The 25,696-nt window shown below is 72.8% G+C and carries 18 protein-coding genes and 1 tRNA gene; 9 read left to right on the top strand and 10 right to left on the bottom strand.

Annotated elements, in window-relative coordinates; translation table 11 throughout:
• Positions 1 to 24 precede the first annotated feature (24 nt).
• From N8J89_RS12960 to N8J89_RS12945, 4 genes are all read left to right on the top strand, one after another.
• Positions 25 to 2,838, top strand: a complete 2,814-nt coding sequence (locus N8J89_RS12960; protein ID WP_283664587.1) for a helix-turn-helix transcriptional regulator — start codon at positions 25 to 27, stop codon at positions 2,836 to 2,838.
• 112 nt (positions 2,839 to 2,950) lie between these two features.
• Positions 2,951 to 3,877, top strand: coding sequence for a hypothetical protein (locus N8J89_RS12955; protein WP_283664586.1), 927 nt, complete (start codon positions 2,951 to 2,953; stop codon positions 3,875 to 3,877).
• 921 nt (positions 3,878 to 4,798) lie between these two features.
• Positions 4,799 to 7,180, top strand: a complete 2,382-nt coding sequence (locus N8J89_RS12950; RefSeq protein ID WP_283664585.1) for a transglycosylase domain-containing protein — start codon at positions 4,799 to 4,801, stop codon at positions 7,178 to 7,180.
• 106 nt (positions 7,181 to 7,286) lie between these two features.
• Complete coding sequence (locus N8J89_RS12945; protein ID WP_283664584.1) at positions 7,287 to 8,189, top strand: aldo/keto reductase; 903 nt, start codon at positions 7,287 to 7,289, stop codon at positions 8,187 to 8,189.
• Here the strand turns inward: N8J89_RS12945 and N8J89_RS12940 are convergent.
• The gene (locus N8J89_RS12940; RefSeq protein WP_283664583.1) at positions 8,128 to 9,021 is read right to left on the bottom strand and encodes an NAD(P)-dependent oxidoreductase; all 894 of its coding nucleotides are present in this window, start codon (positions 9,019 to 9,021) and stop codon (positions 8,128 to 8,130) included. The genes N8J89_RS12945 and N8J89_RS12940 overlap by 62 nt on opposite strands.
• Before the next feature lie 95 nt (positions 9,022 to 9,116).
• On the opposite strand from N8J89_RS12940, the gene N8J89_RS12935 reads away from it, so the two are divergent.
• Entirely contained in the window at positions 9,117 to 9,431 is a 315-nt protein-coding gene (locus tag N8J89_RS12935; RefSeq protein WP_252483279.1) for a winged helix-turn-helix transcriptional regulator, read from the top strand.
• 510 nt (positions 9,432 to 9,941) lie between these two features.
• On the opposite strand, the gene N8J89_RS12930 is transcribed toward N8J89_RS12935, so the two are convergent.
• A complete protein-coding gene (locus N8J89_RS12930; protein ID WP_283664582.1) occupies positions 9,942 to 10,448 on the bottom strand; it encodes a MarR family winged helix-turn-helix transcriptional regulator in 507 nt (168 codons plus the stop codon).
• Between the two features lie 115 nt (positions 10,449 to 10,563).
• Here N8J89_RS12930 and N8J89_RS12925 point away from each other — a divergent pair, with 115 nt between their 5' ends.
• Positions 10,564 to 11,217 (top strand): FMN-dependent NADH-azoreductase, encoded by a 654-nt coding sequence (locus N8J89_RS12925; RefSeq protein ID WP_283664581.1) that lies wholly within the window; start codon positions 10,564 to 10,566, stop codon positions 11,215 to 11,217.
• A gap of 112 nt (positions 11,218 to 11,329) precedes the next feature.
• Positions 11,330 to 12,310: a small ribosomal subunit Rsm22 family protein gene (locus tag N8J89_RS12920; RefSeq protein WP_283664580.1), complete on the top strand. Its 981-nt coding sequence runs from the start codon at positions 11,330 to 11,332 to the stop codon at positions 12,308 to 12,310.
• Positions 12,311 to 12,322: 12 nt separating this feature from the next.
• On the opposite strand, the gene N8J89_RS12915 is transcribed toward N8J89_RS12920, so the two are convergent.
• Entirely contained in the window at positions 12,323 to 13,090 is a 768-nt protein-coding gene (locus N8J89_RS12915; protein WP_502868444.1) for an SDR family oxidoreductase, read from the bottom strand.
• Positions 13,091 to 13,154: 64 nt separating this feature from the next.
• Between N8J89_RS12915 and N8J89_RS12910 the strand changes: the two genes are divergently transcribed.
• Positions 13,155 to 16,115, top strand: a complete 2,961-nt coding sequence (locus tag N8J89_RS12910; protein WP_283664578.1) for an AfsR/SARP family transcriptional regulator — start codon at positions 13,155 to 13,157, stop codon at positions 16,113 to 16,115.
• On the opposite strand, the gene N8J89_RS12905 is transcribed toward N8J89_RS12910, so the two are convergent.
• Together N8J89_RS12905 and N8J89_RS12900 are read right to left on the bottom strand one after the other, a co-directional pair.
• On the bottom strand, positions 16,069 to 19,050 hold the full coding sequence (locus N8J89_RS12905; RefSeq protein ID WP_283664577.1) for an AfsR/SARP family transcriptional regulator: 2,982 nt from the start codon (positions 19,048 to 19,050) through the stop codon (positions 16,069 to 16,071). The genes N8J89_RS12910 and N8J89_RS12905 overlap by 47 nt on opposite strands.
• An 83-nt stretch (positions 19,051 to 19,133) precedes the next feature.
• Positions 19,134 to 19,838, bottom strand: a complete 705-nt coding sequence (locus tag N8J89_RS12900) for a helix-turn-helix transcriptional regulator (protein WP_283664576.1) — start codon at positions 19,836 to 19,838, stop codon at positions 19,134 to 19,136.
• 646 nt (positions 19,839 to 20,484) lie between these two features.
• On the opposite strand from N8J89_RS12900, the gene N8J89_RS12895 reads away from it, so the two are divergent.
• Positions 20,485 to 20,558 (top strand) — tRNA-Pro (locus N8J89_RS12895).
• Positions 20,559 to 20,642: 84 nt separating this feature from the next.
• Here the strand turns inward: N8J89_RS12895 and N8J89_RS12890 are convergent.
• The 5 genes from N8J89_RS12890 to N8J89_RS12870 all read right to left on the bottom strand — a co-directional run bounded on the left by N8J89_RS12890 (position 20,643) and on the right by N8J89_RS12870 (position 25,663).
• The gene (locus N8J89_RS12890) at positions 20,643 to 21,884 is read right to left on the bottom strand and encodes a tyrosine-type recombinase/integrase (RefSeq protein WP_283664575.1); all 1,242 of its coding nucleotides are present in this window, start codon (positions 21,882 to 21,884) and stop codon (positions 20,643 to 20,645) included.
• A 33-nt stretch (positions 21,885 to 21,917) separates the two neighbouring features.
• A complete protein-coding gene (locus N8J89_RS12885) occupies positions 21,918 to 22,322 on the bottom strand; it encodes an RRQRL motif-containing zinc-binding protein (RefSeq protein WP_283664574.1) in 405 nt (134 codons plus the stop codon).
• A 376-nt stretch (positions 22,323 to 22,698) separates the two neighbouring features.
• A complete protein-coding gene (locus N8J89_RS12880; protein ID WP_283664573.1) occupies positions 22,699 to 24,267 on the bottom strand; it encodes a YfjI family protein in 1,569 nt (522 codons plus the stop codon).
• Positions 24,264 to 25,103, bottom strand: coding sequence for a deazapurine DNA modification protein DpdA family protein (locus N8J89_RS12875; protein ID WP_283664572.1), 840 nt, complete (start codon positions 25,101 to 25,103; stop codon positions 24,264 to 24,266). Before N8J89_RS12875 ends, N8J89_RS12880 begins: the two co-directional genes overlap by 4 nt.
• Complete coding sequence (locus N8J89_RS12870; protein WP_283664571.1) at positions 25,100 to 25,663, bottom strand: DUF2742 domain-containing protein; 564 nt, start codon at positions 25,661 to 25,663, stop codon at positions 25,100 to 25,102. Before N8J89_RS12870 ends, N8J89_RS12875 begins: the two co-directional genes overlap by 4 nt.
• Positions 25,664 to 25,696 lie beyond the last annotated feature (33 nt).

The following is a 25,696-nucleotide window of genomic DNA, read 5'->3' as shown; positions in this document are numbered from 1 at the left end:
GGTTTTCGCGGTTACGATCCGGCCGTGCGCACGCCTGACTCCGCCGTCCTGGAACGCGAGTCGGAGCTTTCCCGGATCGAGGCGGCGCTGGACTCGGCCGCCCGCGGCGAGGGCCGGGTGGTGCTGATCGAGGGCCGCGCCGGGATCGGCAAGACCCGCCTGGTGCAGGCCACCAGGGACCTGGCCAAGGCACGCGGTTTCGGCCGGTTGCAGGCCGTCGGCGACGCGCTGGAGAGCGCGATGGCCTGGGGTGTGGTGCGGCAGATGGTGGAGCGGTCGGTCTCCCGCTACACCGGGGAGATCAGGGCCGCGCTGCTGGCCGGGCCGTCCGGGGACGCGTTGCGCGCGCTGGACGCCGCGGCCACCGACCCGAGCGAGGCGGAGCTGGCCCGCACCCTGCACTCGCTGTGGTGGGTGGCGGTGGACCTGTCCGCGTCCCGGCCGCTGCTGATCACCGTGGACGACGCGCACTGGGCCGACCTGTCCTCCGCGCAGTTCCTGGTCTACCTGTCGCGGCGGATCGCCGACCTGCCGATCGCGCTGGTCGTGGCCACTCGGCCACCCGCGGAGAACACCGGGCCGCTGGCCCAGCTGAGCGTGTCCCGGCAGGCCGAGCGGGTGCTGCCACGGCCACTGACCGCCGCGGCGCTGACCGCACTGCTGGCCGCCCGCCCCGGACCGGCCGCCGCACCGGCGGTGGTCGCGGCACTGCACGCGGCCAGCGGCGGAAACCCTTTCCTGGCAAGGGTTCTGGTCGACGAACTGGACGCACTCGGCCTGCCCCTCGATGAGTCGGCGACGGCGGCGCGGGTCGGCACGCTGGGGCCGAGCACGGTGTTCCGGGCCGCGCTGGGGCGGTTGCCCGCTGCGGCGGTGCGGCTGGCCGGAGCGGCCGCGGTGCTCGGCGTGGGCAGCGACCCGTGGCAGGCGGCGACGATCACCGGACTCGACCCGGCCGGGCTGACCGCCGCGGCCGAAGCGCTCGCCGCGGCGAACGTGCTGGTCAGCGACGGGGACCACCTGGTCTTCGTGCATCCGGTGGTGCGCGAGGCAGTGCTCGCCGACCTGGGCCCGGTGGCCCGCCGGGGGTTGCACGCGCGGGCCGCGGTCGAGCTGGCGGCGGCGAACGCGCCGGCCGACCGGATCGCCGCGCACCTGGCGCAGGCCCCGCGCGGGACCCTGCCGGAGGCGGCCGCGGTGCTGCGCCGGGCCGCGGTGGCGCTGCTGGCCGCCGGGGACGCCCGGACCGCGACCGAGCACCTGACCAGGGCGGTGGACGAGGACCCGGACGATCCGGCGTTGCGGGCGGAGCTGGGGCGGGCGCTGCTGCGCACCGGGGAGGCCGCGCGGGCCAGGGACGAGCTGCGCGCCGCGGCCGCCGGTCTGCCCGACGCGGAACTGCTCGCCGCCGCGGCCTCGGCGACCGCGGTGGTCGACGGCCCGGCCACCGCCATCGCCGAGCTGGAGGCCGCGATCCGGGCCCGGCCCGCCGGGGACCGGGACGCCGGGCGGCTGCACCTGGAGGCGCGGCTGGCGGTGATCCGCTCGTTCGTGGCCGAAGAACGCCACCGCTCCTCGGCTCACCTGCGCGGATACGCCGATCTGCCGGGCGGCACACCGGATGAGCGGACGCTGCTCGGGCTGCTCGCCCAGATGGGCCGCTACGAGGTCTCCCCCGCCGCCGAGGTCGCCGCCACCGCGAGCCGGGCGCTGGCCAACGGCGCCTACTTCGACGACGCCACCGGCTCCAGCGAGGCCATGGTCGCCTGGGTGGTCGCGCTGCTGGCGCTGATCTCCGCGGACGGTGTGGAGCCGGCGCGGCGGGAGATCGACCGGGCGCGGCTGCGGGTGCGCGCGCACGGCTCGCCGGTGGAGTTCGCCATGGTGGCCAACGCGGGACTGTTCCTGAACTGGCGGCTCGGTGACGTGGCCGCGGTGGACGCCGAGTCCGAGGGTGCGCTGGCCGCGATCACCCATGAGGACCCGGCCCCGCACGTGATCGCCCTGCGCGCCACCGGCACCCACTTCACCGCCTACGCCGCCCTGGAACGCGGCGACCTGGACGGCGCGGCCGCCGCGCTGGACCGCTTCGACACCGCGCACCCGGACCGCCCGACCATGATGCCGACCATCTGGCTGCACGAGCCCAGGGCGCTGATCGCGTTGGGCCGCAACGATCCCCGCCTGGCCCGCGCCGAGTCCGCCCGGCAGCGGGACCTGATGGCAGAGGCCGGCCTGGACCCGCCGACCATCCCCTGGCGGGCCCCCGCGGTGCGCGCGGCCATGCTGCTCGGCGACACCGCCGAGGCGGGCACGCTGGCCACCGAACAGCTGGCCATCGCCCGCAGGTGGGGCGCGGCCACCGAGGTCGGGGCGGCGCTGCGGCTGCTCGCCCACGCCGACCCGGACCGGCGGCTGGACCTGCTGACCGAGTCCGTCGCGGTGCTGCGGGCGAGCCCGGCGCGGCTGGAACTGGCCAGATCCCTGGTCGACCTGGGCGAGGCGCTGCGGGTCGGGCGCCGGCGCGGGGACGCCCGCGAGGTGCTGCACCGGGGCATCGACCTGGCCGGGGACTGCGGCTCGGCGGCGCTGCGGCAACGCGCGGTGCAAGCCCTGGAGGCCCTCGGCGACCGGCCGCGGCGACCGGTGTTCGCCGGCCCCGAGGCGCTGACCGCCAGCGAACGCCGGGTCGCCGGGCTGGCCGCGGCCGGGCGGGCCAACCGGGAGATCGCGCAGGAGCTGTTCGTGACGCCCAAGACCGTGGAGAACCACCTGGGGCGGATCTACACCAAGCTCGGCATCACCGGCCGCCGGGACCTGGCACAAGCCCTGGTGTAGGGGGGTCGGGGGCGGATTTGGGGGGTCGCCCCTCATGCCCGTGGGGGGTCCCGGAGAACAGGCTCTACCTATCACGCCGCGAGGGGCGGCGGAGAAACCGAAGGTAGGAGCCATGATCCGCAAGGCCAGCACCCTGATCCTCGCCGCAGCAGCGACCGCCGCCACCATGGCCGCGCTCCCCGGCGCCGCATCGGCGGACATCGCTCCCCCGCCCACCTGCGTCCGCTCCACCGATGTCAGCGGCGCCGACTTCGACGTCAAGCAGTGCGGCGTCAGCGACGTCGACCAGTTCCGCGCCGGCCTGGAGAACAACGGCAGCGCCCACTGCGGCCCCGCCTCGCTGTACAACGTGCTGCACTACTGGGCGCACGAGAAGAACGCCCCGGTCGGCTGGCTCACCACCGACCTGCGCAACCTCAACCCCAAGGACCAGGCCGACTACAACGTCATCACCAACTCGATCGGGCGCATCGGCGTGGACGCCAAGTACGACGGCGGCACCAGCATGGGCAACCTGCGCAACGCCTTCACCATCGCCACCAAGAAGGCCCGCGACGCCGGCTGGACCACCACCTCCGGCAACACCAGCAGCCACACCAGCGCCGACTTCTCCGGCGACCTGGCCAAGAAGCTGAACGAGGGCCCCGTCCAACTGGTCTACGGCCGCTACCAGGAAGGCCCCCAGACCGGCAGCCTGGAGCGCAACGGCGGCCACATCGTCACCGTGGTCGCGGCCAAGGGCTCCTTCGGCGGCAACACGGTGCAGCTCAAGCTGGCCGACCCGGGCCGCGCCTGGGACCACGGCGACGGCGACTACCTGAAGACCCAGTCGGCGTACGAGTCGCTGGACGTGACACTGACCCGCCGGGTGATCAACGAGTACCTGCCGGTGGACGACAACCCGGAGACCGCCGAGGACGAGAGCCTCAAGCCCGGCACCTACCGGACGGTGAACCGGTGGGAGCTGACCGGACCGCGTTACGTGGGCACGACCCGGCAGATGGTGGAGACGTTCAACTGGTTCTCCATGGCGCCCTGACTTCGGCCGCTCACTCGAATGGAGTGTGAACGAGGACCCCGTCCGGGTGACGGGGTCCTCGACTTTTTCGACTGAGCCTGTGGATAGCTGCGATGCCCCGGCCGCGCTTGTGCTGTGCTCGACGGACTGTTTTCGCTGTTCAGAAGGCTGCCGCCGGGGTACGGGGGCTGGCGGGGCAGCTGAGTCGGTCGCTCGCGGCGCGGTAGACTGAGATCGGCTCAACCGGCATTCGCTGGCCCAGCCGACGCGAAGATCAAGACGGAAAGCAACCTTTTCGGCCCGAAAAGCGTTCCGCAGAGGAAGCGGAGGGCGGGGGCGGGGAAGACGCGGGCCGGACACAGCCCAGGTACAGCTGAGCCCGGCTGTCCGAGGCTCGGGGCTCCGACTGTCCCAGGCCCGGCGCTACAGCCACAACGCGTCGGCCCAGCGCTAGCTCAACGGCCCGGTCGTCGGCTCCGAGGTGGGTGGTCGCGCGGCGGACCGCGGACCCGCCGCTGGCTACGGCACCTCACCGCCGACGCATCGCCATCGCCGTGTCGCCGCCGTCACCGTGTCGCCGCCGACGTCGCGTCGCCGCTGTCGGCGTGGCTCGAGTGGTGCCGACGCGCATCGGCCTGGGCAGCGCCCCAGCCCGTGGGCATCGCAACAGCCCACCGGCTCCGCGATCCGCTCGGCCCCGGCACGCTCGCACGTCGCCTCGACGCACCTCGCCCGCAGCCCCGACTGACGTCGCCTGGCTCCGTCTGGCCTCGGCTCGCCCCGGCACCCTCTGGCACGTCCGCACCCAGGCCACGCCCGCGGGAAACGCGGTCCGCAACAGGCGGTAGGCGACACGCCACCTGATCGAGTTGGTTGCCTGTGCGGTACTCGGGCTACCACCATGGGAGATACCTGGGCACTCCGAACGGCGGGTTGATCGCGATGACGGGATCCACGGGCACACCGTTCGACACCCTGCTGGACGAGGCCGATCCGGGGCCGCCCCGGTCGCGGCGGGTCACGGGCGGGGTGTTGAAGCTGGTTGGACTGTGCGCGCTGGCCGGGATGCTGGCCGCGGGCGTGTTGTTCCCGCTCGCCGGGGGCGCGGGCGCGGTGGCAGTGCTGGCCAGCGATGATGTGAATCGGACCGCGGCGGAGCTGATCGCCGACGAGGTGCCGCAGATGACCGCGCTGCTGGACACCGACGGGAAGCCGTTCGCCCACATCTACGACCAGTACCGGGTGCCGGTTCCGGCGCACGAGATCTCCAACACGGTGAAGTCGGCGATGGTGGCGATCGAGGACCACCGGTTCTACGACCACGAAGGCGTGGATCCGGTGGCGCTGGGGCGAGCCGCCATCTCGAACGCGGTCGCCGGGCGGATCTCGCAGGGCGGCTCGACCCTGACCCAGCAGTACGTGAAGAACCACCTCACGCACATCTCGGCCAAGACCCCGGTGGAACGCACCAGGGCGCAGGAGCAGTCGATGGCGCGCAAGATCCGCGAGCTGCGGATCGCGCTGCAGCTCGAACAAACCCTGAGCAAGGACGAGATCCTGACCCGCTACCTCAACACCGTGCCGTTCGGGCAGAACTCCTTCGGCATCCAGGCCGCGGCGCGCGCCTACTTCGACACCACCCAGGACAAGCTGACCGTCGCCCAGGCCGCGTTGCTGGCCGGGATCGTCAACGAGCCGAGCGCGCTCAACCCCTACCGGCACCCGGAGCGGGCGCTGGAGCGGCGCAACGTGGTCATCGACGAGATGGTGCGCCAGGGCCGCCTCCCGGCCGATGTCGGCGAGGCAGAGAAGAAGACCAACCTCGACCTCTCGCCCACACCCGCGCGGCCGCCCAACGGCTGCGTCGGGGTCGGCGACCCCGGCTACTTCTGCGACTACGCGTTGAAGTACCTGGAAAACTCCGGCTTCCAGCGGGATGACCTGCGCCGCGGCGGCTACACGATCAAGACCACCCTGGACCGGAACGCGCTGGCCAAGGCCAAGGCCTCGGTGGACAAGGAAGTCCCGCCGCAGACCCCGAACGTGGCCAACGCGATGGCCATCATCAAGCCCGGCAAGGACAAACACCGCGTGGTCGCGCTGACCGCGAACCGCACCTACGGCCTGAACCGCAAGGCCCACCAGACCACCCTCGGCCTGCCGTACGCGCCGCAGAACCACGGCGCCGGGTCGATCTACAAGATCTTCACCGCGGCCGCGCTGCTGGAACAGGGCGGCACGCTGAACGAGTCGGTGCCGGTGCCCGGCACCTACGTCTCCAACGTCTTCCTCGGCGGCGGGGCCAGCTGCCCGCAGGGCGCGATGGGCCTGCGCAAGTACTGCGTGCAGAACGCCGAGAACAGCAACTACCCGCCCCGGATGAGCCTGCAGGACGCGCTGGCGAAGTCGCCGAACACCACCTTCGTGCACCTGCTGGAGCGCGTCGGGGTGAAGGCCGCGGTGGACATGGCGCAGCGACTCGGCCTGCGCACGCTGGGCACCATGACCGCGACGGAGGACCGGAAGAAGCGCCCGATCGGCCGGTTCTTCGCCGAGCAGAACTTCGGCTCGTTCACCCTCGGCCCCACGCCGACCAGCACGCTGGAGCTGGCCAACGTCGGCGCGACCCTGGCCAGTGAGGGCATGTGGTGTCCGCCCAGCCCGGTCGAGGCGGTGCTGGACCGCAAGGACCAGCCGGTTCCGGTGCAGGAGCAGAAGTGCGAGCAGGCGGTGCAGCCGGGGCTGGCGAACGCGATGACGGTGGCGCTGAGCAAGGACACCCTGGGCGGCACCGCGACCACGGCGGCCAAGCTGGTGAAGTGGGACCGGCCGATGGCCGGCAAGACCGGCACCACCCAGGAGCACAAGTCGGCCGGTTTCCTCGGCTTCACCCCGCAGCTGTCGGCCGCGGTGTTCACCTTCGACGACACCTCGGCGCCGCAGACCCTGTGCGACGGCGGCCCGGACCAGCCGCCGCGACCGTGTGCGCAGGGCCGGTACATCTACGGCGGGAAGTACTCGGCGCGCACCTGGTTCCGCGCGATGAACGGCGACAACGGGCAGGGCGGGATCATGAACGACCTGCCGGTGGCCGGGCTGCCGGAGGTCGAGGGGCGGTACCTGCACAGCGATCAGCCGCGGCCGCCAGCCGTCGAGGCGGCTGGCGAGCGGCCGAAGCCGACCCGGACCCGCAACGCCGCGCCCCCGCCGCCGACCACGAGCGCCGGTGGCAGACCGGTGACCACGACGCCGAGCCGGCCGCCGACCTCGACCAGGCCGACCACCCCGCCACCGACCCGGACGAAGCCGACGCGCACCGGCTGACAACCGGTCCACGCTGGCCACGCGGACGCCGCCCGCCCCTCCGCCTTACCACCCGGTCGGTAGGGCGGGCGGCACACACGGCCGGGTGACGGGGCAGACTTCCGGCATGACCTGGGAAACGATCACCGCGGCCGACGCGGGCAGCTGGACCCTCGGCGACCTGACCGTGCACCGCGTCGGCTTCGGCGCGATGCGCCTGACCCACCAGGCCGACGGCTCCCCCAGCGACCGGGACCGCGCGATCTCAGTGCTGCGCCGGGCGCTCGAGCTGGGCGTCAACCACATCGACACCGCCGCCTTCTACTTCTCGCCGCTGCGCTCGGCCAACGAGCTGATCAACACCGCGCTGGCGCCGTACCCGGACGACCTGGTGATCACCACCAAGGTCGGTCCGGGCAAGGACCCGTCCGGGGAGTGGTTGCCGTTGGCGCGCCCGGAGCAGCTGCGCGGGCAGGTCGAGGAGAACCTGCGGCAGCTGGGCCGGGACCACCTCGATGTGGTGAACCTGCGGGTGCACGGACCGGAGTCGATCGCAGAGCACTTCGGCGCGCTGGCCGAACTGCGCGCGGCCGGGTTGATCCGGCACCTGGGCATCTCGAACGTGCGGGCGCACCACCTGGCCGAGGCGCAGGCGATCGCGCCGGTGGTGTGCGTGCAGAACCAGTACGGCATCGGCGCGCCCGCCAGGCAGGACGAGTTCCTGCGGCTGTGCGGCGAGCAGGGCGTGGCGTTCGTGCCGTTCTTCGCCATCGCCGGGGCGGGCAAGGAGTCCGGCGCGGGCGGGGCGGAGGACACCGAGGTGCTGGCCATCGCCACCGCACGCGGGGTGAGCACCGCACAGGTCCGGCTGGCCTGGACCCTGCGGCGCGGGCCGCACGTGCTGGCCATTCCCGGCACCGGCAACCCGGAGCACCTGGCGGCCAACATCGCCGCGGGGTCGCTGCGGCTCACCGACGAGGAGCTGGCTCGCCTGGAGGCGGTGCACCGGTCGGCGCGCCCGGATTCCTGATGACCTCGAACATGCTGGCCAGACTGTCCGCACCGAATCCCTGGGCGACCCGTTTGTCCAGAAATTCCTTGACGGGAACCATGAGATCGATCGCTATTCCCTGCTCACGACCGGCCTCGACCATTTTCGCCAGCCCGGCCGCATTCAGGGAAACCGTGGACACCGAATTCCCGTATTCACCGGAGTCGACCTGTCTCGCCGCGCCTCGAATACTGGGCAGCACCACATTGGTCAGCCACGACTCCGCGAACGGCAACAGCCGCTTCCCCGAGCCAACCAGCGCGAAACCCTGGAGCGCGCTGGTCAGGGTGGCCCACAGAATGCCGAGCAGAGCGAGGTCGAAGTTGGCCGCGCTGCCCGGGTCCGCGCCGAAGTACACACTGCTGCCCAACGCACCGAGCAGCGGCTCGCATTCGCGAAAAACCTGCTGGTCACCGGCATAGAACAATTGAGTCTGCGGCTGCCCCACCGCCGGCGGCACGGCCAGCACCGCGCCGTCCAGATATCGCAGACCACACTCCCGCGCCCAGTCCGAGGCAGCCCGCGCCTCGCTGGGCAGACCGGAGGTGAGGTTCACCAGAACCTTCCCGGCCAACTGCCCGCGCACCGGATCGAGCACCTCGTACAGCGCGGCGTAGTCGAGGACGCACACCACCAGAATGTCGCTGGCGGTCACCGCGTCAGCCACACTTCCCGCACGTTCCGCACCCCGCGCGACCAGCGGCTCAGCTTTGCCACCGGATCGATTCCACACCGTCGTCGAATACCCGGATTTCACGAAAGCCCCGGCAATCGCCGACCCCATACGACCAAGTCCCAGCACTGTAATCACATTTTCAACCTAGGCCGCCCCGCAATTCACCTCAAGTACGCACATCAAAGTGCGTGCCCCACGGCGTTATCCTGGCCTCGATTGGGGGTGCGCACATGAGCGTCCGAACCCGCCCGACCCACTGCGGCCTGGACGCCGCGATGGAGGTCATCAGCGGCAAGTGGAAGGTCCTCATCCTGTGGGCCCTCGGCCAGCAGCCGCAGCGCTACGGCGAACTCCGGCGATTGGTGCCCGGCGTCAGCGAGAAGGTGCTCACCGACCAACTCCGCGAGCTGATCGCCGACGGGATCATCGACCGGCACGCCCGCCCCGGACCGGTGCCGCACGTCGAGTACTCGCTGACGCCGCGCGGCATCGCCCTCAACGAGGCACTCCGCCCCCTCGGCGCCTGGGGCCGCGAACACCTGTGACCCCGCGAACCAGCGCGCACGCGAACCGCCGGGCCGCAACGCGAACCGCTGGATCGCAACGCGAACCGCTGGGCCGCGAGTCGTCGACGCCCGTCCTGCCCGGTGCCGGCCGGCCTCAGCGATGCCGATCCACCAGGGCCGCCCAGGGCCGATCTGCCGGTGCCGACCTGCCTCGCCCCGGCCGCCACCGCCACGCCTCTTGCTCGTCCCGGCCACACCTCTTGCTCGCCCCGGCCGCGCCATACCGCCTGCTCGTCCCGGCCCGTCACACCGCTTGCTCGCCCGGCCGCCACACCGCTTCTTCGGACCCGTGTGACCCGGGCCCGGCCCGCGTGTTCCCCGCCCCGCCCGCCGCTTCCTCTGCGGAACGCTTTTCCGGCCGAAAAGGTTGCTTCTCGTCCTGATCTTCGGCTTGGGTGGCGCGGCCGCTGCGGCGAACGTGCTGGTCAAGCGACTAGCCGAGCATAGCGGGGCCGCTTCCGAGGGCCAAAACCAGCGCGGCCGGGTGGGTCAGCAGGAGCCGGTGGGTTTGGAAGGGTCGGTGAGGGTGTGTTCGGCGAGTTGGCAGGCGTTGGGGACGTCGCCGGCGTAGGCGGCCAGGCGGGACAGCATGTCGCGGAGGGTTTCGCGTTCGGTGGGGGTGAGGGGGGTTAGGACGGTGTCTTCGACCGCGTTGAGTTTGCGTTCCAGGCGGCAGAGTTCTTGTTGGCCTGGGGCGGTGATGACGATCTGGCGGGAGCGGCGGTCGGCGGGGTCGGGGCGGCGTTCGACGAAGCCGGCGCGTTCCAGGTCGTCCAGCAGGTAGGTCATGACGGTGCGGTCGACGCCGAGTTGCTGGGCCAGGGCGATCTGGCTGGGGGCCTCGCCGCGGGCCGCGGCGCTGAGCACCTGGTAGCCGCGGGGGCCGCCGGGCAGGTCGTCTACCGCGCGGTCGGCGGCTTTGAAGTAACCCCGCACGACCGCGCTCAGCGCCAGGCCGAAGTCGAACTGCGCTGGTCGATGGTGGTTTCGGGTCACCTGCTCATCCTATGCCGTTTGTGGCCGGGGATACGTTCTGTTGACAAGATGGTCTGTTGAGCAGAACATCTTGTGGACAGCTGTTCTGGGGAGCAGCGCTTCTGGAGGGAAGACGATGACTCTGCTGCGTGTGGACTCGAGCATTCGGACCGAGGGCTCGGTCAGCCGGGCGCTGGGTGACACCTTCGAGCGGCACTGGCTCGCCGCGCGGCCCGGCACCCCGGTGACGCGCCGTGACCTCGGGCGGCATCCGCTGCCCGCCGACGCCTGGGCGAACTCCGTCGCCACCGGGTGGACCCCCCCTGAAGAGTGGACTGACGGGCACCGGGCGGCGGCCGGGCTGGCCACCGAACTGGTCGATGAGCTGCTGGGCGCGGACGGGTTGCTGCTGACCGCGCCGCTGTACAACTTCGGGGTGCCGCAGCAGGCCAAGGCCTGGATCGACCTGCTGCTCACCGAGCCCCGGCTGTCCCCGGCCTCGGGGCAGCAGCCGCTCAAGGGCAGGCCCGCGGCGTTGATCGTGGCGCGGGGCGGCGGCTACGGGCCCGGCACGCCCCGGGAGGGCTGGGACCACGGGACGCCGTGGCTGCACCGCATCCTGGCCGATGTGTTCGCGATGGACCTCCGGGTGGTCGACGCCGAGCTGACCCTGGCCGATGTCAACCCGGCCATGGCCGAGCTGCGGGAGCTGGCCAGTCAGTCGCGGGAGCAGGCGCACTCGCTGGCGGAGAAGGTCGCGCCGGAGCTGGCGGGGCTCGCGGCCACCTGACCGACCGGTTGGCCGGGACCTTGCGGCTGGCGCGAACGGCACCCTGGAGCGGTGGGACCCGCGACCGGAGGCGCACGCCGAGGGCCGCCGGCGGGAAGGCAGAATCCGTGCCATGACCGCCCTGCCCGAGGAACTCCAGTCCGCATTGGACACCGCGCTGCGCGGTTTCCCGCAGCCGGAGCTGGCGCGCGCGGTCACCCGGCTGATCACCCGCTACCGGCAGGGCGTGGCCGCGACCGAGCCGATCCTGGTCAGCCCGGTGGACGCGGCCGCCTACGCCGGGTACCGCATGCCCGGCACCTACGCCGCGGTGCGCGCCGCGCTGGCCGAGGTGGCTGGGCAGCTGCCGGAGTTCGCGCCGCGCAGCCTGGTCGACGTCGGCGGCGGCACCGGCACGGCGGTGTGGGCGGCGGCGGAGACCTGGCCGTCGCTGACCGAGCTGAGCGTGCTGGAACAGGCCCCAGAAGTGGTGGCGCTCGGGCGGAAGCTGATGGCCGGGTCGGCGCGGCTGCGCGGCACCAGCTGGCGGCGCGGGCGGATCGACCCGGCCGCCGAGGCCCCGGCCGCGGACGTGGTGACACTGTCCTATGTGCTCGGTGAGCTGCCGGAGCCGGTGCGGGCGGCCACGGTGCGCTGGCTGGCCGGGTCGGCGCGGCTGCTGGTGCTGATCGAACCGGGCACCCCGGCCGGGTACGAGCGGGTGCTGCGGGCCAGGGACGAGCTGATCGGGCTGGGCCGCTCGGTGGTCGCGCCGTGCCCGCACCAGCGGGACTGCCCGATCACGCCGGGGCGGGACTGGTGCCACTTCGCCGCGCGGCTGCCCAGGCTCGGCGCGCACCGGGTGATCAAGGAGGGCACGCTCAACTTCGAGGACGAGAAGTTCTCCTACGTCGCGGTGGCGAACGAACCGGCCGCTCGGGCGGCGAACCGGGTGCTGCGGTATCCGGTGAAGCGCAAGGGTTTGGTGTCGCTGCGGCTGTGCACCGGCGCGGACGGGCTGGCCGAGGTGACGGTGACCAAGCGGCACGGCGCGGACTACCGGGCGGCCCGGGAGGTCGGCTGGGGCGAGCAGTGGTCGCCGACAGCCGACTGATCCGCGACTGAGCTACCGGGGCCGGCTGATGGCCTGGCCGATGCCGCCGTCCACGGTGAGGCGGGCACCGGTGGTGAAGGTGGCCTCGAAGGCCAGGAACAGCACCGCGGCGGCGACCTCGGCCGGAGTGCCGTGGCGGCCCATCGGGGTCACCGCGTCGCCCTCGGCGGTGAAGGCGGCCCGCTCCGCCGCGGACAGGCCGGCGATGCCCATGGTCGGGGTGTCCACGAAGCCGGGGGCGACCACGTTGACCCGGATGTTCCTCGGCAGCAGCGCGCTGGCCATGCCCTTGGCGAAGGCGCGGACCGCGGCCTTCGCGCCGGAGTAGGCGGTCAGGATGTCGGTGCCGCCCTCGTCGGCGATCGAGGTGGTCAGCACCACCGCGCCGCCGTCGGCCAGCAGCGGGGCCAGGCGCTGGACGGTGAAGAACGCGCCCTTGGTGTTGACCGCGAAGGTCTCGTCGTAGCTGGCTTCGGTGACCTCGGCGAAGGGTTCCAGGCGGGCCAGGCCGACGTTGACGAACAGCAGGTCGATCCGGCCCAGGGTGTCGGCGGTGCGGGTGGCCAGCTCGGCGATGTCGGCGAGGTCGGTGGCGTCGGAGGGCAGGACGTGCGCGCGGCGGCCGGCCAGCTCGGTGCGGGCGGCGGCCAGGTTGGCGGGGTTGCGGCCGGTGAGCAGGACCTCGGCGCCGCGGTCGAGCAGGGCGTGCACGACGGCCCGGCCCATGCCGTGGGTACCGCCGGTGACCACGGCCTTCTTGTCTGCGTAGGTGTTGTTCACGGTGGCAACCATGGCCGGGTGCGCTCTTGATCCGCTCCAGGTCCGCTCCGGATAGGGTGAGCCGGTGTGGTTCGGGGTGCTGGGGCCGCTGGAGGTGCGGGCGGAGGACGGCGGCCCGGTGCGGATCCGCGAGGTCAAGGTCCGCGCGCTGCTGGCCGACCTGCTGCAGCACCTCGGCCGCCCGGTCAGCGTGGACCGGCTGGTCGAGGACCTGTGGGGCGAGCGCGCGCCCGCGGATCCGGCGCAGGCGGTGCAGACCCGGATCTGGCAGCTGCGCAAGGCCATCGGCCGGGACCTGGTCGTCTCGACCGGATCCGGTTACCTGCTGCGCGCCGAGCCCGACTCGGTGGACCTGTGGCGGTTCCAGGCGCTCCTCGAGCAGGCCGGGGCCAGTGCCGAGCCCGCGGTGCGGGCGGAGCTGCTGACCGACGCGCTGGCGCTGTGGCGGGGACCGGCCTTCGCCGAGTTCGCCGACGCCGAGTTCACCCGGATCACCGTGGGACGTCTGGAAGAGCTGCGCCTGACCGCCGTGGAGGACCACGCCGAGGCGCGGCTGGCGCTGGGCGCGGACCTGACCGCCGAGCTGGGTGAGCTGGTGGCGCGGCACCCGCTGCGGGAGCGGCTGCACGGGATCCGGCTGCGCGCGCTCTACCGGGCAGGGCGCCAGGGCGAGGCGCTGGCGGCCTACGCCGAGCTGCGGCGGCGGCTGGCCGAGGAGCTCGGCGTGGATCCCGGTCCCGAACTGCTCGCCCTGCACCAGGCGATCCTGACGCGGTCGCCGGAACTGGCCGTCCGGCCGCGCACCAACCTGCCCGCCCCCGCGGCTGAGCTGATCGGCCGGGAGGAGGCGGTGACCGCGGTGGGCGCGCTGCTGGCGCGGGCACGGCTGGTGACCCTGACCGGGCCGGGCGGGGTCGGCAAGACCCGGCTGGCCATCGAGGCGGCCCGGCGGCTGGACCCGCCCGACGGGGTGTGGCTGGCTGAGCTGGCCGCCGCCGGGGAGGTCCTGGACGTGGTCACCGCGGTGCTCGGCGTGCGCGACCTGGACGCGCTGCGGGAGCGGAACCTGGTGCTGCTGCTGGACAACTGCGAGCACCTGCTGGATCCGGCAGCCGGGCTGCTCACCCGGCTGCTGGCCGTCGCGCCAGGGGTGCGGGTGCTGGCCACCAGCCGGGAACCCCTTGCCGTGCCTGGGGAACACCGCTTCCCGGTGCCGCCGCTGGCCCCGGCCGAGGCGGCCGAGCTGTTCACCGCGCGGGCCGCCGCGGCCGCGCCGGGCGCCCGGCTGGACCCGGCGGCGGTGGCGGTCATCTGCCGTCGCCTGGACGGCCTGCCGCTGGCACTGGAACTGGCCGCCACCCGGGTGCCCGCGCTCGGTGTGCGGGCGCTGGCCGACCGCCTGGACGACCGGTTCTCCTTGCTGGACAACGGAAACCGCGGCGCGCCTGCCCGGCAGCGCACGCTGCGCGCGGTGATCGACTGGAGCTGGCAGCCGCTGAGCGAACAGGAACGGGCCGCGCTGTGCCGCCTGTCCGTGCTCGCCGACGGCGGCGACCTGGCCGCGGCCGAGGCGGTCTGCGCGCTGCCGGGGACGCTGAACCTGGTGGCGGGCCTGGTGGATCGTTCGCTGGTGGTGATGGCCGAGACCGCGGACGGCCCGCGCTACCGGCTGCTGGAGTCCGTGGCGGCCTTCGCCGCCGAGCAGCTAGACCCGGCCGAACAGCAGCGGCTCCGGCAGCGGCACCAGGCGCACTACCTGGCCCTGGCCGAGGAGGCCGACCGGCACCTGCGCGGCCCGCAGCAGCGGATCTGGTTGCGGCGCTTGGACATCGAGTCGGCCAACCTGCGCCGCGCGCTCACCGGTCCCGCCCCGGCCGCGCTGCGGCTGGCCAACGCGCTGGGCTGGTACTGGTATCTGCGCGGCCGCTACGGCGAGGCTCACCGCACCCTCACCGCGCTGCTCGACACGCCCGGCCACGACACCGACGCCGTGCGGGCCGAGGCGTCGGCGTGGGTGGCCGCCTTCGCCCTGCTCATCCGGGACCCGGACCTGCCCGAACCCGCCGACCCCGACCTCTCCCCCATCGCCCAGGAGAGCAGGCGGACCCACCTGGAATGGTTCCTCGGCTTGGCGCGCAGCGACTTCGGGCCGCCTGCGGCCACCGCCGCCTGGGCCGAGCGGGCACACGCCGCGTTCACCGCCGCGGGCGAGCGCTGGGGCGCGGCCGCCACCCTGCACACCCGCGCCGCCCTGGCGCTGGCCGCGGGCGACCTGACCACCGCGCGGGCGCTGGGCGCCGAGTGCGCCGCCCGGTTCCTCGACCTCGGCGACCGCTGGGGACAGCTCAAGGCCGGGCAGATCGACACCCTGCTCGCCCAGATCGGCGGCGACTACCCGGCCGCGGCGCGCGGTCACGAGCGGGCGCTGCGGCTGGCCGAGTCGCTCGGGCTGTGGACCGAGGCCGCCTACGAGTACGCCGGTCTCGGCCGGCTGGCCCTGCTCACCGGCGAGCTGGCGCGCGCGGAAGAGCTGCACACCGTGGCCGCGCGGCTGGCCACCGAGCAGTCGCATCAGCGCGGCAGGCAGTTCGCCGAGGTCGGCCTGGGCCTCATCGCGCGCCGCCGGGGCGAGTTCGCGGCCGCCGAGCGGTGGCTGCGGAGCTGGCTGGACTGGTGCCGCCGCTTCGACGGCGCGGCCGGGGTCGCGCTGATCCTGGCCGAGCTGGGTTTCCTGGCCGAGCAGCGTGGTCAGGCGGCGGAATGCCTTGCCCTGCACCGGGAAGGGCTCGCGGCCGCGCAGGCGGTCGGTGATCCGAGGGCGGTCGCGCTGGCCCTGGAAGGACTCGCGGGCGCGCACGCGCTGGCCGGGGACCGTCAGCTGGCGGCCGAGTCGCTGGCGCGGGCCACCGGGTTGCGGGCCTCGGTGGGCGCGCCGCTGCCGCCGGGTGAGCGGGGCGACGTCGAGCGGATCGCCCGTCTCATTCGGACAGGTACGCGCCCAGACCCAGTTCCTCCGCGGTGCTGACCACCTTGTGCAGCACCGTGCCCGCCCGCTCGTACCAGTCCGCGCCCTCGTCCGGCTCGGCCAGGAACTCCGCCAGCGTGGCCAGCACCTCGCGCAGGGCCGCGTCGGTGGCGCCGTCCGCGCCGCCGACGACCAGGTAGGGCTCGTCGAGCTCCTCGCGCAGCCGGGTCAGCGCCTCGCGCAGCGCCCGGTTGGCCCGCTCGGTCTGACCGGCCAGGTGGCGGGCCTCGCTGAGGTAGATCAGCGCGGAGGTGACCATGCGGTGCAGCAGCGAGGTGACGAAGTCGCCGCGGTTGGCCATCGAGCGGGACAGCTCGATACCGCGCTCGCGGTAGTCGGCGGCCTCGGCGAAGCGGCCCAGCGCGGAGCTGGCGCGGCCCAGCACGTCCAGGGCCAGGGCCAGGTCGTAGAGGTCGCCGGCGGCCATCAGCAGGTCGAGGGCCCGGCGGCCGGAGAGCAGCGCGTCCTCGTGGCGGCCCAGGCGGGTCTGGCTGGCGGCCAGGCCGAGCAGTCCGGCGCCCTCACCGACCGCGGACCCGGCGGCGCGGAACAGGGCCAGCGCCGCGGCGGCCTCCTCCAGGGCTCCGGCGTAGTCGCCTTCGAGCTGGCGGACGCCGATGGCCTGGCGGTGGGTGTAGGCGCGGGCCAGGGTGTCCCCGGCGATGGTGAACCCGGTCAGCGACTCCGCCAGCAGCGCCCTGGCCTGGGCGAAGCGGCCGTGGTGGGCCTCGATCCTGGCCAGGCCGCGGCGGGCGTAGGCCACCCCGGCCGCGTCGCCGGCCTCGGTGGCCGCCCGCAGCGCGGTCCGGTGCACCGTCTCCAGGTCCCGCCAGTGCCCGGCCCAGTCCAGGTAGTGCCGCATCATCCAGGCCAGCTGCCAGGCGTGCTGTTCGAACCCGGCGGCGGCCGCGCGCTGCACCAGGCCGATGAGCACCGCGTGTTCCAGGATGAACCAGTCCAGGGCCTGCTCGTAGCTGGCGAAACCGCGCGGGCTGACCGCCGGGTCGATCTCGCCGGGCGCGGGCAGGTCCTGGTGCGCGGAGAGCATCCGGGCCGCGGTGCGCGCGGTGTGCAGGTGGTAGTCCAGGCCGCGGCGCAGCACGGCGCGCTGGTCGGCGGCGCTGTCCTGGACGGAGACCAGCTCCAGGGCGTAGGCGCGCAGCAGGTCGTGGGTGTGGAAGCGCCCGGGGGCGACCTCGGCGACCAGGTGCGCGGCGGTCAGCTCGCGGAACAGGGCCCGCGCGCGGGCGGCCGGCAGACCGGCCAGGCTGGCCGCGGCGCGCAGGTCGACGCTGGTGGCCGGGTGGAAGGACAGCAGCCGGAACAGCCGGGCGGCCGGCACCGACAGCGCCCGGTAGGACCAGGACAGCACGGAGCGGACGTCGGTGCGGCTGTCCGCGCCGGTGAAGGCGTCCAGTCCGCCGCGCGCGGCGTCGAGCTCCTCGGCGACCGCGGCCAGGCTGAACGCCGGGTGGTAGGCGGCGCGGGCGCAGACCACGGCCAGCGCCAGCGGCAGCCGGGCGCAGGCGGCGATGATCTCGCGCACCGCCGCCGGTTCGGCCTCGACCCTGGCCTGGCCGAGGCGGCGGGCCAGGAAGCCGGTGGCCTCCTCCTCGCTGAGGATGTCCAGCGCCACGGTGTGCGCGCCAGTGGCCGCGACCAGCCCTGACAGCTCGACCCGGCTGGTGACCAGCACGAAGCAGTTCGGGTTGCCGGGTAACAGCGGCAGCACCTGGGCGGTGTCGCGGGCGTTGTCCAGCAGGATCAGGCAGCGGCGTCCGGCGAGCACGCTGCGGTAGAGCGCGGTCAGTGGGTCCAGGCCGTCCGGGCGCAGCTGGGTGGGCACGGCCAGGGCGTCCAGCAGGCCCCACACCGCTTCGCGTGGCTCGACCGCGACGCCTTCGGGTTCGAAGCCGCGCAGGTCGACGTAGAGCTGGCCGTTCGGGAACCGCGCGGCCACCCGGTGCGCCCAGCGCACGGCGAAGGTGGTCTTGCCGACGCCGGGGGTGCCGTGCACGACGGCCACCGCCGGGCAGTGCCGGTCGGGCTGCTCGGGCACGGTGAGCGCGGCCAGCTCGTCCTCGCGGCCGATGAAGGCGGGCAGGTCCGGCGGCAGCTGGGCGGGGGTGACCGCGGGCGCGGCCTGCGGCGGGGCCGGTCGTGGCCGGGCCTGGCCGAGCAGTTCGGGGTCGGCGCGCAGGATGCGGTGGTGCAGCTCGCGCACGCTGGGCGCGGGGTCGACGCCGAGCTCCTCGGCCAGCAGCTTGCGCAGGGTGTCGAAGGCGGTCAGCGCCTCGGCCTGGCGGCCTGCCCGGTAGAGGGCGAGCATGAGCAGCTCGTGCAGCCGCTCGCGCAGCGGTTCGGCCTGAGCTTCGGCGGCGAGCCGGTCGACCAGGTCGGGACAGCGGCCCAGCTCCAGTTCGAGGGTGGCCAGCTCCTCCACTACGCCGATCCTGCGGCGGCGCAGCCGGGCGCGTTCGGCGTCGGCGGTCTCGCCGTGCAGCCCGGCCAGCGGCTCACCGTCCCACTCCTCGACGGCTTCCTTGTACAGCCCGGCCGCGGCTTTGACCTCGCCGCGGTCGCGGGCCGCTTCGGCCGCGCGCACGGCGCGGCGGAACCGGCCCAGGTCGGTGGCCTCCTCGGGCACCCGGACCGCGTAGCCGCCACCGGCGGAGACGATGACCGGTTCGCCGTCAGCGGTCTCCAGCACCCGGCGCAGCCGTTGCACGTAGGTGCGGATGGTGCCGCGGGCGGCGCGGGGCACGGCGGCGCCCCACAGGGCGGCGGCGATCTCCTCGACCGGGACCGCCCGCCCTTGCGCCAGCAGCAGGGTGGCCAGGGTCAGCCGCTGCTGCGGGGAACCGAGGTTCAGCTCGGCTCCGTCGCGCCAGGCACGAACCGGCCCGAGCAGTGCGAATGCCAGACCCTGCTTCACTGAGCTCCCCTTGCTGCCTGGAACTCGAGTGTAATCCCCCGCACATCCGGTCTATTTCGCCCGGGATAGGGGAAATGGCCGGATCAGATGGCCCCGACGCGCAGTGCGTAGGAGACCGCGTGCGCGCGGTTTCGCAGTTCCAGCCGGGAGAGCAGGTCCTGCATGATCTTCTTGATGGTGCGCTCGGAGTAGCTCAGCTGCGCGGCGATGTGCGCGGTGTCCTCGCCCTGGGCGATCAGCCGCAGCACCTCGACCTCCCGCGCGGTCAGCCCGCCAGAGGTGAGCCCCTGCTTGGCCAGCAGGTCGCTCTGGAAGCCGCGGGCCTCGTCAGCCAGCCAGCGGGTCAGCTTTTCCGGCAGCACCGACCCACCGGCCTTGGTGGCCACGAGAGCACGGATGACCAGGCGCGCGGTGATGTCGCGCCGGGGCAGGATGCTGACCACGCCGACGCCGAAGATCCGGCTGAGGTGCCGCTCCCGCAGCGGCCCGGCCACCAGCACCACCCGCTGCGCGGCGTTCTCGGCACGTTCGGCCATGGCGGCCAGACCGTCGATCATCTCGTCGGTGACAGCGTTGCCGAGCACCAGCACCACATCCGCTGGAGCGCTCTCACCCACAGCGAGCAGATGCAGGTCCGGCGACAACGCGAGTTGCGGAACGAGCTCCGCGGCCAGCAACCGGTCATCCACCCGAACCGCGACGGCAATTCGGTCCCGCGGTTCCGCGGCCCGCGAACCGGCCACCGGAACAACGGATTTCAGCGCGGTGTTCTCAACCTGGTTCGACAAGCTCAAGCTCATGGTCATGGCGGCGGCCCCTTTTCTCGTCCCCTCGGCGACAAGCAAACCGGAGGGCTGTCAACGAGGCGTCAACGAGCTGTCAATGGTCCCGCCGGACACACTTTCCCGCCCCGGAACTCCCTGGCCAGTCACAGGGCGTTGGCACAAGGGGGTAGCCGCGGGCGCAGGCCGGCGGATTGTCGAGGAGGGGTCCACCGGGCAGGCGCGCGCACGGGGTCAGCGCGTGGCGCACCAGCCAGGGATCCCGCGCCCACGGCTTCCCATGGTTGACCTCCGCCAGCCGGCGACACGACGGGAGTTCGCCCCGAGGGGGTGGGACGAGCGCTCCGGCGGGTGGGGGTTCCCGCGGCCGTGCACCAACTGAACCGACGACTCCATTCCCCAGCAAGCGTCACCGGCCAACCGGGGGCAGCATCACTGCTTCGCGGAGGGGTTCGCCAGCGGTTCAGTTGTGCAGTGCGGTGTTGTCGCAGGTCAGGGGTTTCTTTGAACTTCCCGGTCCGGCAGCGGTGTGGGCTTTGGGGAGCGGGAGGCGGGGTCATGGGCGAGTCAAGATCACCTCGGCGACCCCCGATTTCCGGGTGGGCGGTGCGGTGCGCTAGGCTTCATCACGTTCGAGAGAACGAAGCAAGACCGGGACGTGGCGCAGCTTGGTAGCGCACTTGACTGGGGGTCAAGGGGTCGCAGGTTCAAATCCTGTCGTCCCGACGGTCTGAGAAAGCCCCGCTGAGACTGGCGTCAAGCCAGGTCAGCGGGGCTTTTTGCTGTTGTGTGAAGATCGCGTTTGTTGATCTAGACCGCGCGCAGCCGTGGACCAGCTGTGGACCTGCTGCCGTTTCCGAGGTGCTGAGACAGCAGTTCCCCGGCATTCGTGACGGACTGCCCATCTGGGTGCAGGTACCGCTGGGTCGTGGTGAGGGAGCCGTGCCCGGCGATCTTTTGCAGGTGGTGAACGGGAACGCCGGCGTCGGCGAGCCAGGTGAGCCCGGTGTGCCGCAAATCGTGGCGGCGCAGATGCTCGAAGCCCATCTTGGTGACCACCTCGTCCCAGTGGGTCGCATCGCGGAAGACCGCGGTGGAGATTCGGCCGCCCCGCGGACCCACGAAGACCCGAGCGTTCTTCTCGCCGTTGGTCTGGTCGATGCGTCGCTGCACGAGCTCGCGGATTTCCCTGATGATCGGCACTTTCCGCGCACGGCGGCCTTTGGTGCCTTTGTCGGTCAGTCCACCAGGACCTGGCGTCGTCTGGCGCCGAATGTTCCACTCCCATGTTCGCGTGTCGATGTCCTTGCCCCGGCAGCCCGAGACCTCGCCGATACGCGCTGCGGCGCACGCGGCGAACACGACGACATCACCCCATCCCTTGTACTGGCCAGCCGAGTGCGCGACGAGCGAGTCGGCCAAGCGGGTCAACACCTCCCAGCTCGGAAGCGCGAGCGAGCGCGGATCGTCCAGCTCGTCCTCGTGCTGGATGTACTCGCGCTGCCATCCGGTGATGCGCGCTGGGTTCCGCGTGATGGTCTCGTCTCGGCAGGCCTGTTCCATGATTCGGACCAGGGCCGCGATCGTGTTCTTGACCGTGCTCTTGCTGCACTCGTCGGCGATCCAGCTGTGCACGGCGCGGTCGACCACGCCTCGGGTGATCATGCCGACGGCGAGGTGACCGAGGTCGGGAACGATTCTCTTGCGCCACCCGGCAAGGTAAGGGTCAAGGGTCTTGCCAGCCAGGCCGCGGAAGGCCAGGTCGATGTTGCTCTTGTCCTTCACCTTCAGGTCTCCGTACGCGGCCAGCGCGATGTGGGCCAACCGCGGATCCTGGCCACCGGCGACGTAGCCCTCCACACCGGCGATCCAGTCACTGGCCGCTGACTCTGTCTCGAAGGATTCCGACAGGGAGAGACGCCGGGCAGCTCCTGGGTCATGCCAGCGGACCCGCGCTCGGAACGGCACCCGGCTGGCCGGGATGTTCTCGATGTCCACCGACAGCTTGACGCCGATGGGAGGCCAGTTCTTGGCCTGCTTGTTGCCGGTCATCGCGGCTTCCTTCCTTGCTGTTCAGGTAATCGTTCAGGCAGCGAGTTGAAGTCGTCCGGCTACTGCGGCGCAGTCCAGGCAGTCGCCAAGGCAGGGCCAGGAGCTGGCCAGGCAGTAACCGACGTCCCGCTCGCAGGCCGGACAGGTCCGGCGGGCGCGCAGCGCCTTGTCGAGCGCGGCCAGCTGCGCCGCGGTCGGTACGCGCTTGGGGACGGCGGCCTCGATGTCGTACAGCCACGCCCGTAGTGGTTCGGTCGGCCGGCGCTTGCGCGGGCGCAGCATCTGCGCGACCGCGTGCTGGCCGGGGCTCCATCCGGCGGCGCGGAGTTGGCGGCGGGTCACGAGGTGATCCGGTGCCCGGCCCCAGGCGTAGGTGGGGATCGGGTGCCGCTGGGCGTGGGGGTCGTGGCAGTCGGCGGCCACTCGGTAGCGCCTCACCGCGGCCACCCGGCGAGCGGGCCGGGGGCCGGGGAGGCCCCGCAGAAACCGCAGAATACGCAGAAATCCCCGAGGCACCCTGTTCGGCCTGGTAGCGGCCTTGCGAAGTGATCTTGGGTGATCACCGCAGAATTCCGCAGAAATACCGCACAAATACCCACCGATCCCTCCCGCTGGGCCAACCGGGTGAACGCCGGGCCGGTGGCGGCTGCCCGCGCCGGACCGGGCCGCCGGGGCGCTCGGGTATTTGTGCGGAATTCTGCGGAATTCTGCGTCACCGACACCAAGATCACGACCCAGTGTGTCTGAGCTGCGACAACGGCCTGGTTCTGGGATTTCTGCGTATTGTGCGGTTTCTGCGCGGGGGTCTGGGGGTTCACCGGGTCGCCTCCCGCCGGTGGACGGGGTGGACGAAGAAGGTCGGCGACGGCGGCCGGCCCCGCCCAGGGCGGTCGGGTTCGGGGGCGCGCTGGAGGTGGCCGTGCTCTTCCAGCAACGCCAGCACCGGGTCCAGGGCGTCCACGCGCTTGAACCGGGAGCGGTGGGCGTTGAAGATCTCCCGCTTGGTCACCCGGTCCGGGCCGTGCTCGGTGATCCAGGCCAGCACCGCCCGCGCGGCGTCCACTTGGGGGTCGGCGCCGATGCGGTCGAACACGCCCAAGGCGTGGGCGGCGAAGTAGTCGCCGAGGGTCCAGGCCGCGGTGAAGGTGTCGGCGGTGATGGGGTGGGTCCAGCAGTCCTGGGGGTGGGCCGCGGCGTGCAGCAGCCCGGCGAGGCGGGCGGTGGACCCGGCGTGTTTGCCGCCCCAGTCCCCCACCGAGGCCCACTCCCCGCGCTGGGGGTGGAGCTTGGGCTCGATCTCGGTTTCCAGCTCCATCATCAGCGCGTCGGCCTCGGCGGTGAAGGCCAGCCGGGCCGGGTCGTTCCAGCCGTCCATGGCGTGGACCAGGCGGCCGATGTTGAGGTCGTAGCGGGCGGCGACCTGTTCGGGGACCGGGGGCGCGCCGATGAGGCGTCCGCCGACGGTGTTGACCGGGACGGAGAACAGGATCCGGGCGAGCAGGCCGGTGCCGCGGAACAGGCTGGTCTTGGACAGCTCGTCGATGATCGCCGGTTGCACGGTCAGCCCGAGGGTGATCGCCGGGCGCTCGATGTATTCGGTGGGGCGCCCACCGCGGTCGACGCGGTGGGTGTCGCCGCCGTGGCCTTTGAGGAAGATATCTAGGTTCGGCGAGCCGGAGTAGCGGCCGGCCAGGGTGGCGAACAGCCCGCCATCGGCGGAGAGCACGGCCAGGCGGCCGCCGTGCTGGGAGAGCAGGGTGGCGGTCTGCTCAGGGGTGATGTCATCGGCCAGCAGCCGCGGTTCGGCTGGGATCTCGATCTCCTCGGCCTGCATCGCGGCTTCCAGCGCTTCGGCGAGCTTGGCGTCCCGGAGCTCAGGGGCGGCGTCCCCGGCGGCACGCTCGGCCTTCTCCTTGGCCGCGATCGCCGCGGCGCGGGCGACCTTGGCTTCCTGGATGTCCTGTTTACGGGCTTCCACCAGCTCGCGTTCGGCGCGCTTGAGCGGGGCGGTCATCGCCCGGAACACCCCGGTCTTGCGGGAGGCCGGCGGCAGCACGAGGACGGTGTAGATGTTGGCGGGTTCCTCCCAGCCGGGGCGGACCTGGATGAGGGCGCGGCCTCCGGTGGCAGTGGACAGCGCGGCCAGGGCGATGCATCCGGCCAGGTCGGGCGGGGTTTGGGTGGCGGTGGACACTGCGGCCACCTGGTCGCCGAGCCAGCCGGGGAAGGCGTGGATCGGGAACGGGGGCAGGGTGTGGTCGGCGCCGAGGTCGATCGGCGGTTCCCACCCGGGCCCGGGCGGCCCGCTGGTGGTGGCTGGGGTGGGGACGGCGTGCAGGGGCCGCGCTGGGCTCGCGGTGGTGGGTTGTTCGGCGGTGCTCATGCTGCTTCCCCTTGGTCCCAGATATCGAGTTGCCGGGGCGTGGTGGCCAGGCGGGACAGCAGGCGTTCGCGCCAGGCGAGGGCGTAGGGCAGGCAGTTGGCGCAGTTCTTGCCCCCGCGCGGGTGGATGTGTCCGCAGGCCGGGTGCTGCTTGCGGCGAGCATCCTCAGACCAGGCCAGGGAGTCGGCGGAGGTGAGCAGATGGCCGTAGCGGAGCAGGCCGAGGGTCTTGACGCCGAAGCCGTGGAGGTTGCCGATGCCGTGGGCGTGCAGGGCCTGGATGATCCGGTGCGCCTCAACCGTTCCCTGCCTGCGGCAAACAGACCCCAGCCCCACGACCGGTTCGCGGGTCAGGTCGAACCCGGCCTGCTCGTACAACAGCGCGCAGCGTTCGTAGTCGGCCTGCTGGTCGCCCTGCACCACGGGGATGACGTGCACCCGCCCGCGGGCGAGGTCGCGCAGTTGTCCGACGCTGTCCACGGTCAGGTTCAGATGGGTCTCGGTGGACAGGCCGGTGCCAGCGAAGACCATGCGGCCCAGGCGGCCCCCGTGACGCACGATCCGCTCGCACATGTGATCCATTGGGGCGATCCAGTGCAGGCGGCCGATCTCCTCGCTGTAGCGCAGCGCGCGGTCGAGGTACTGCTGAGGCGTGAAGGTCCAGCGGCCGTGTTGCTGGAGCTGGGTGAACCCGGAGGAGTCCAGGCACCAGGGCGCAGCTGCGCGGGGGAAGGTACGCCGGGCGCGCAGGCGGCTGTCAGAGACGAACAGCGGCACCCCGGCGTGGGGGAACCAGCTGGGCTGGTGAGTGCCCAGCAGGAACGTCGGCGCCCTCATGCCGCAGTCCCTTCGGCAGCCAGGCGGTCACGCGCAGGCCGGGAGGCGCCCTGGGAGTGAGGCGCTGAGAGGGCCGTAGACGGCCTGACGGCACCGGCCCGGGGTGATCGGACCCCGGATTCCGGGGCCTGGTCGGCGATGCCGGGGGTGTCGTGGGCCGGGCAGCGCACCGCGGCTGGGGCGGGGTAGCCGTCGGTGTCCAGCCAGCGGGCCGGGAACGGGTGGGTGATCTCGATAAGTTCGGTGCAGGCGGGCTGGCCGCAACGCAGGATGCTGCGCAGCATCTGGCGGGCGGCGAGCTCGCGGTAGGACGGGCCGATGATGAAGCGCGCGGGCATGGCCTCCGACAGCTCGAAGGCCAGGGCGCGCAACCGCGCCCGGATCTGCTGCTCGGCCTCTTCGGCGCGCAGGGTGACCATCTCCGGGCTCCAGTAGCGGCGCCAGGCTTCGGCGGCCAGCAGCAGGGCGCGGTGGCGATGCGGGTGCTGTTCCGGCAGGGCGTGCCAGGCCGGGCTGCCGTAGGCGGGCACCTCGGCATCGGGGTGCCAGTGGCGGTCCATGGGCCTGCTCCTTCCGTGTTGTGGTGACGGCGA

It is taken from the genome of Crossiella sp. CA-258035 (assembly GCF_030064675.1).
Classification (GTDB): Bacteria; Actinomycetota; Actinomycetes; order Mycobacteriales; family Pseudonocardiaceae; genus Crossiella.
The sequence above is the reverse complement of the archived record's forward strand: the minus strand, read 5'-3'. Positions and strand labels throughout refer to the sequence as shown.

Coding starts and splice junctions, on each gene's coding strand:
- N8J89_RS12935 (WP_252483279.1), top strand. CDS start 9,117: ATGAGCGTCCGAACCCGCCCGACCCACTGCGGCCTGGACGCCGCGATG.
- N8J89_RS12920 (WP_283664580.1), top strand. CDS start 11,330: ATGACCGCCCTGCCCGAGGAACTCCAGTCCGCATTGGACACCGCGCTG.
- N8J89_RS12890 (WP_283664575.1), bottom strand. CDS start 21,884: ATGACCGGCAACAAGCAGGCCAAGAACTGGCCTCCCATCGGCGTCAAG.
- N8J89_RS12950 (WP_283664585.1), top strand. CDS start 4,799: ATGACGGGATCCACGGGCACACCGTTCGACACCCTGCTGGACGAGGCC.
- N8J89_RS12925 (WP_283664581.1), top strand. CDS start 10,564: ATGACTCTGCTGCGTGTGGACTCGAGCATTCGGACCGAGGGCTCGGTC.
- N8J89_RS12945 (WP_283664584.1), top strand. CDS start 7,287: ATGACCTGGGAAACGATCACCGCGGCCGACGCGGGCAGCTGGACCCTC.
- N8J89_RS12875 (WP_283664572.1), bottom strand. CDS start 25,103: ATGAGGGCGCCGACGTTCCTGCTGGGCACTCACCAGCCCAGCTGGTTC.
- N8J89_RS12955 (WP_283664586.1), top strand. CDS start 2,951: ATGATCCGCAAGGCCAGCACCCTGATCCTCGCCGCAGCAGCGACCGCC.
- N8J89_RS12870 (WP_283664571.1), bottom strand. CDS start 25,663: ATGGACCGCCACTGGCACCCCGATGCCGAGGTGCCCGCCTACGGCAGC.
- N8J89_RS12880 (WP_283664573.1), bottom strand. CDS start 24,267: ATGAGCACCGCCGAACAACCCACCACCGCGAGCCCAGCGCGGCCCCTG.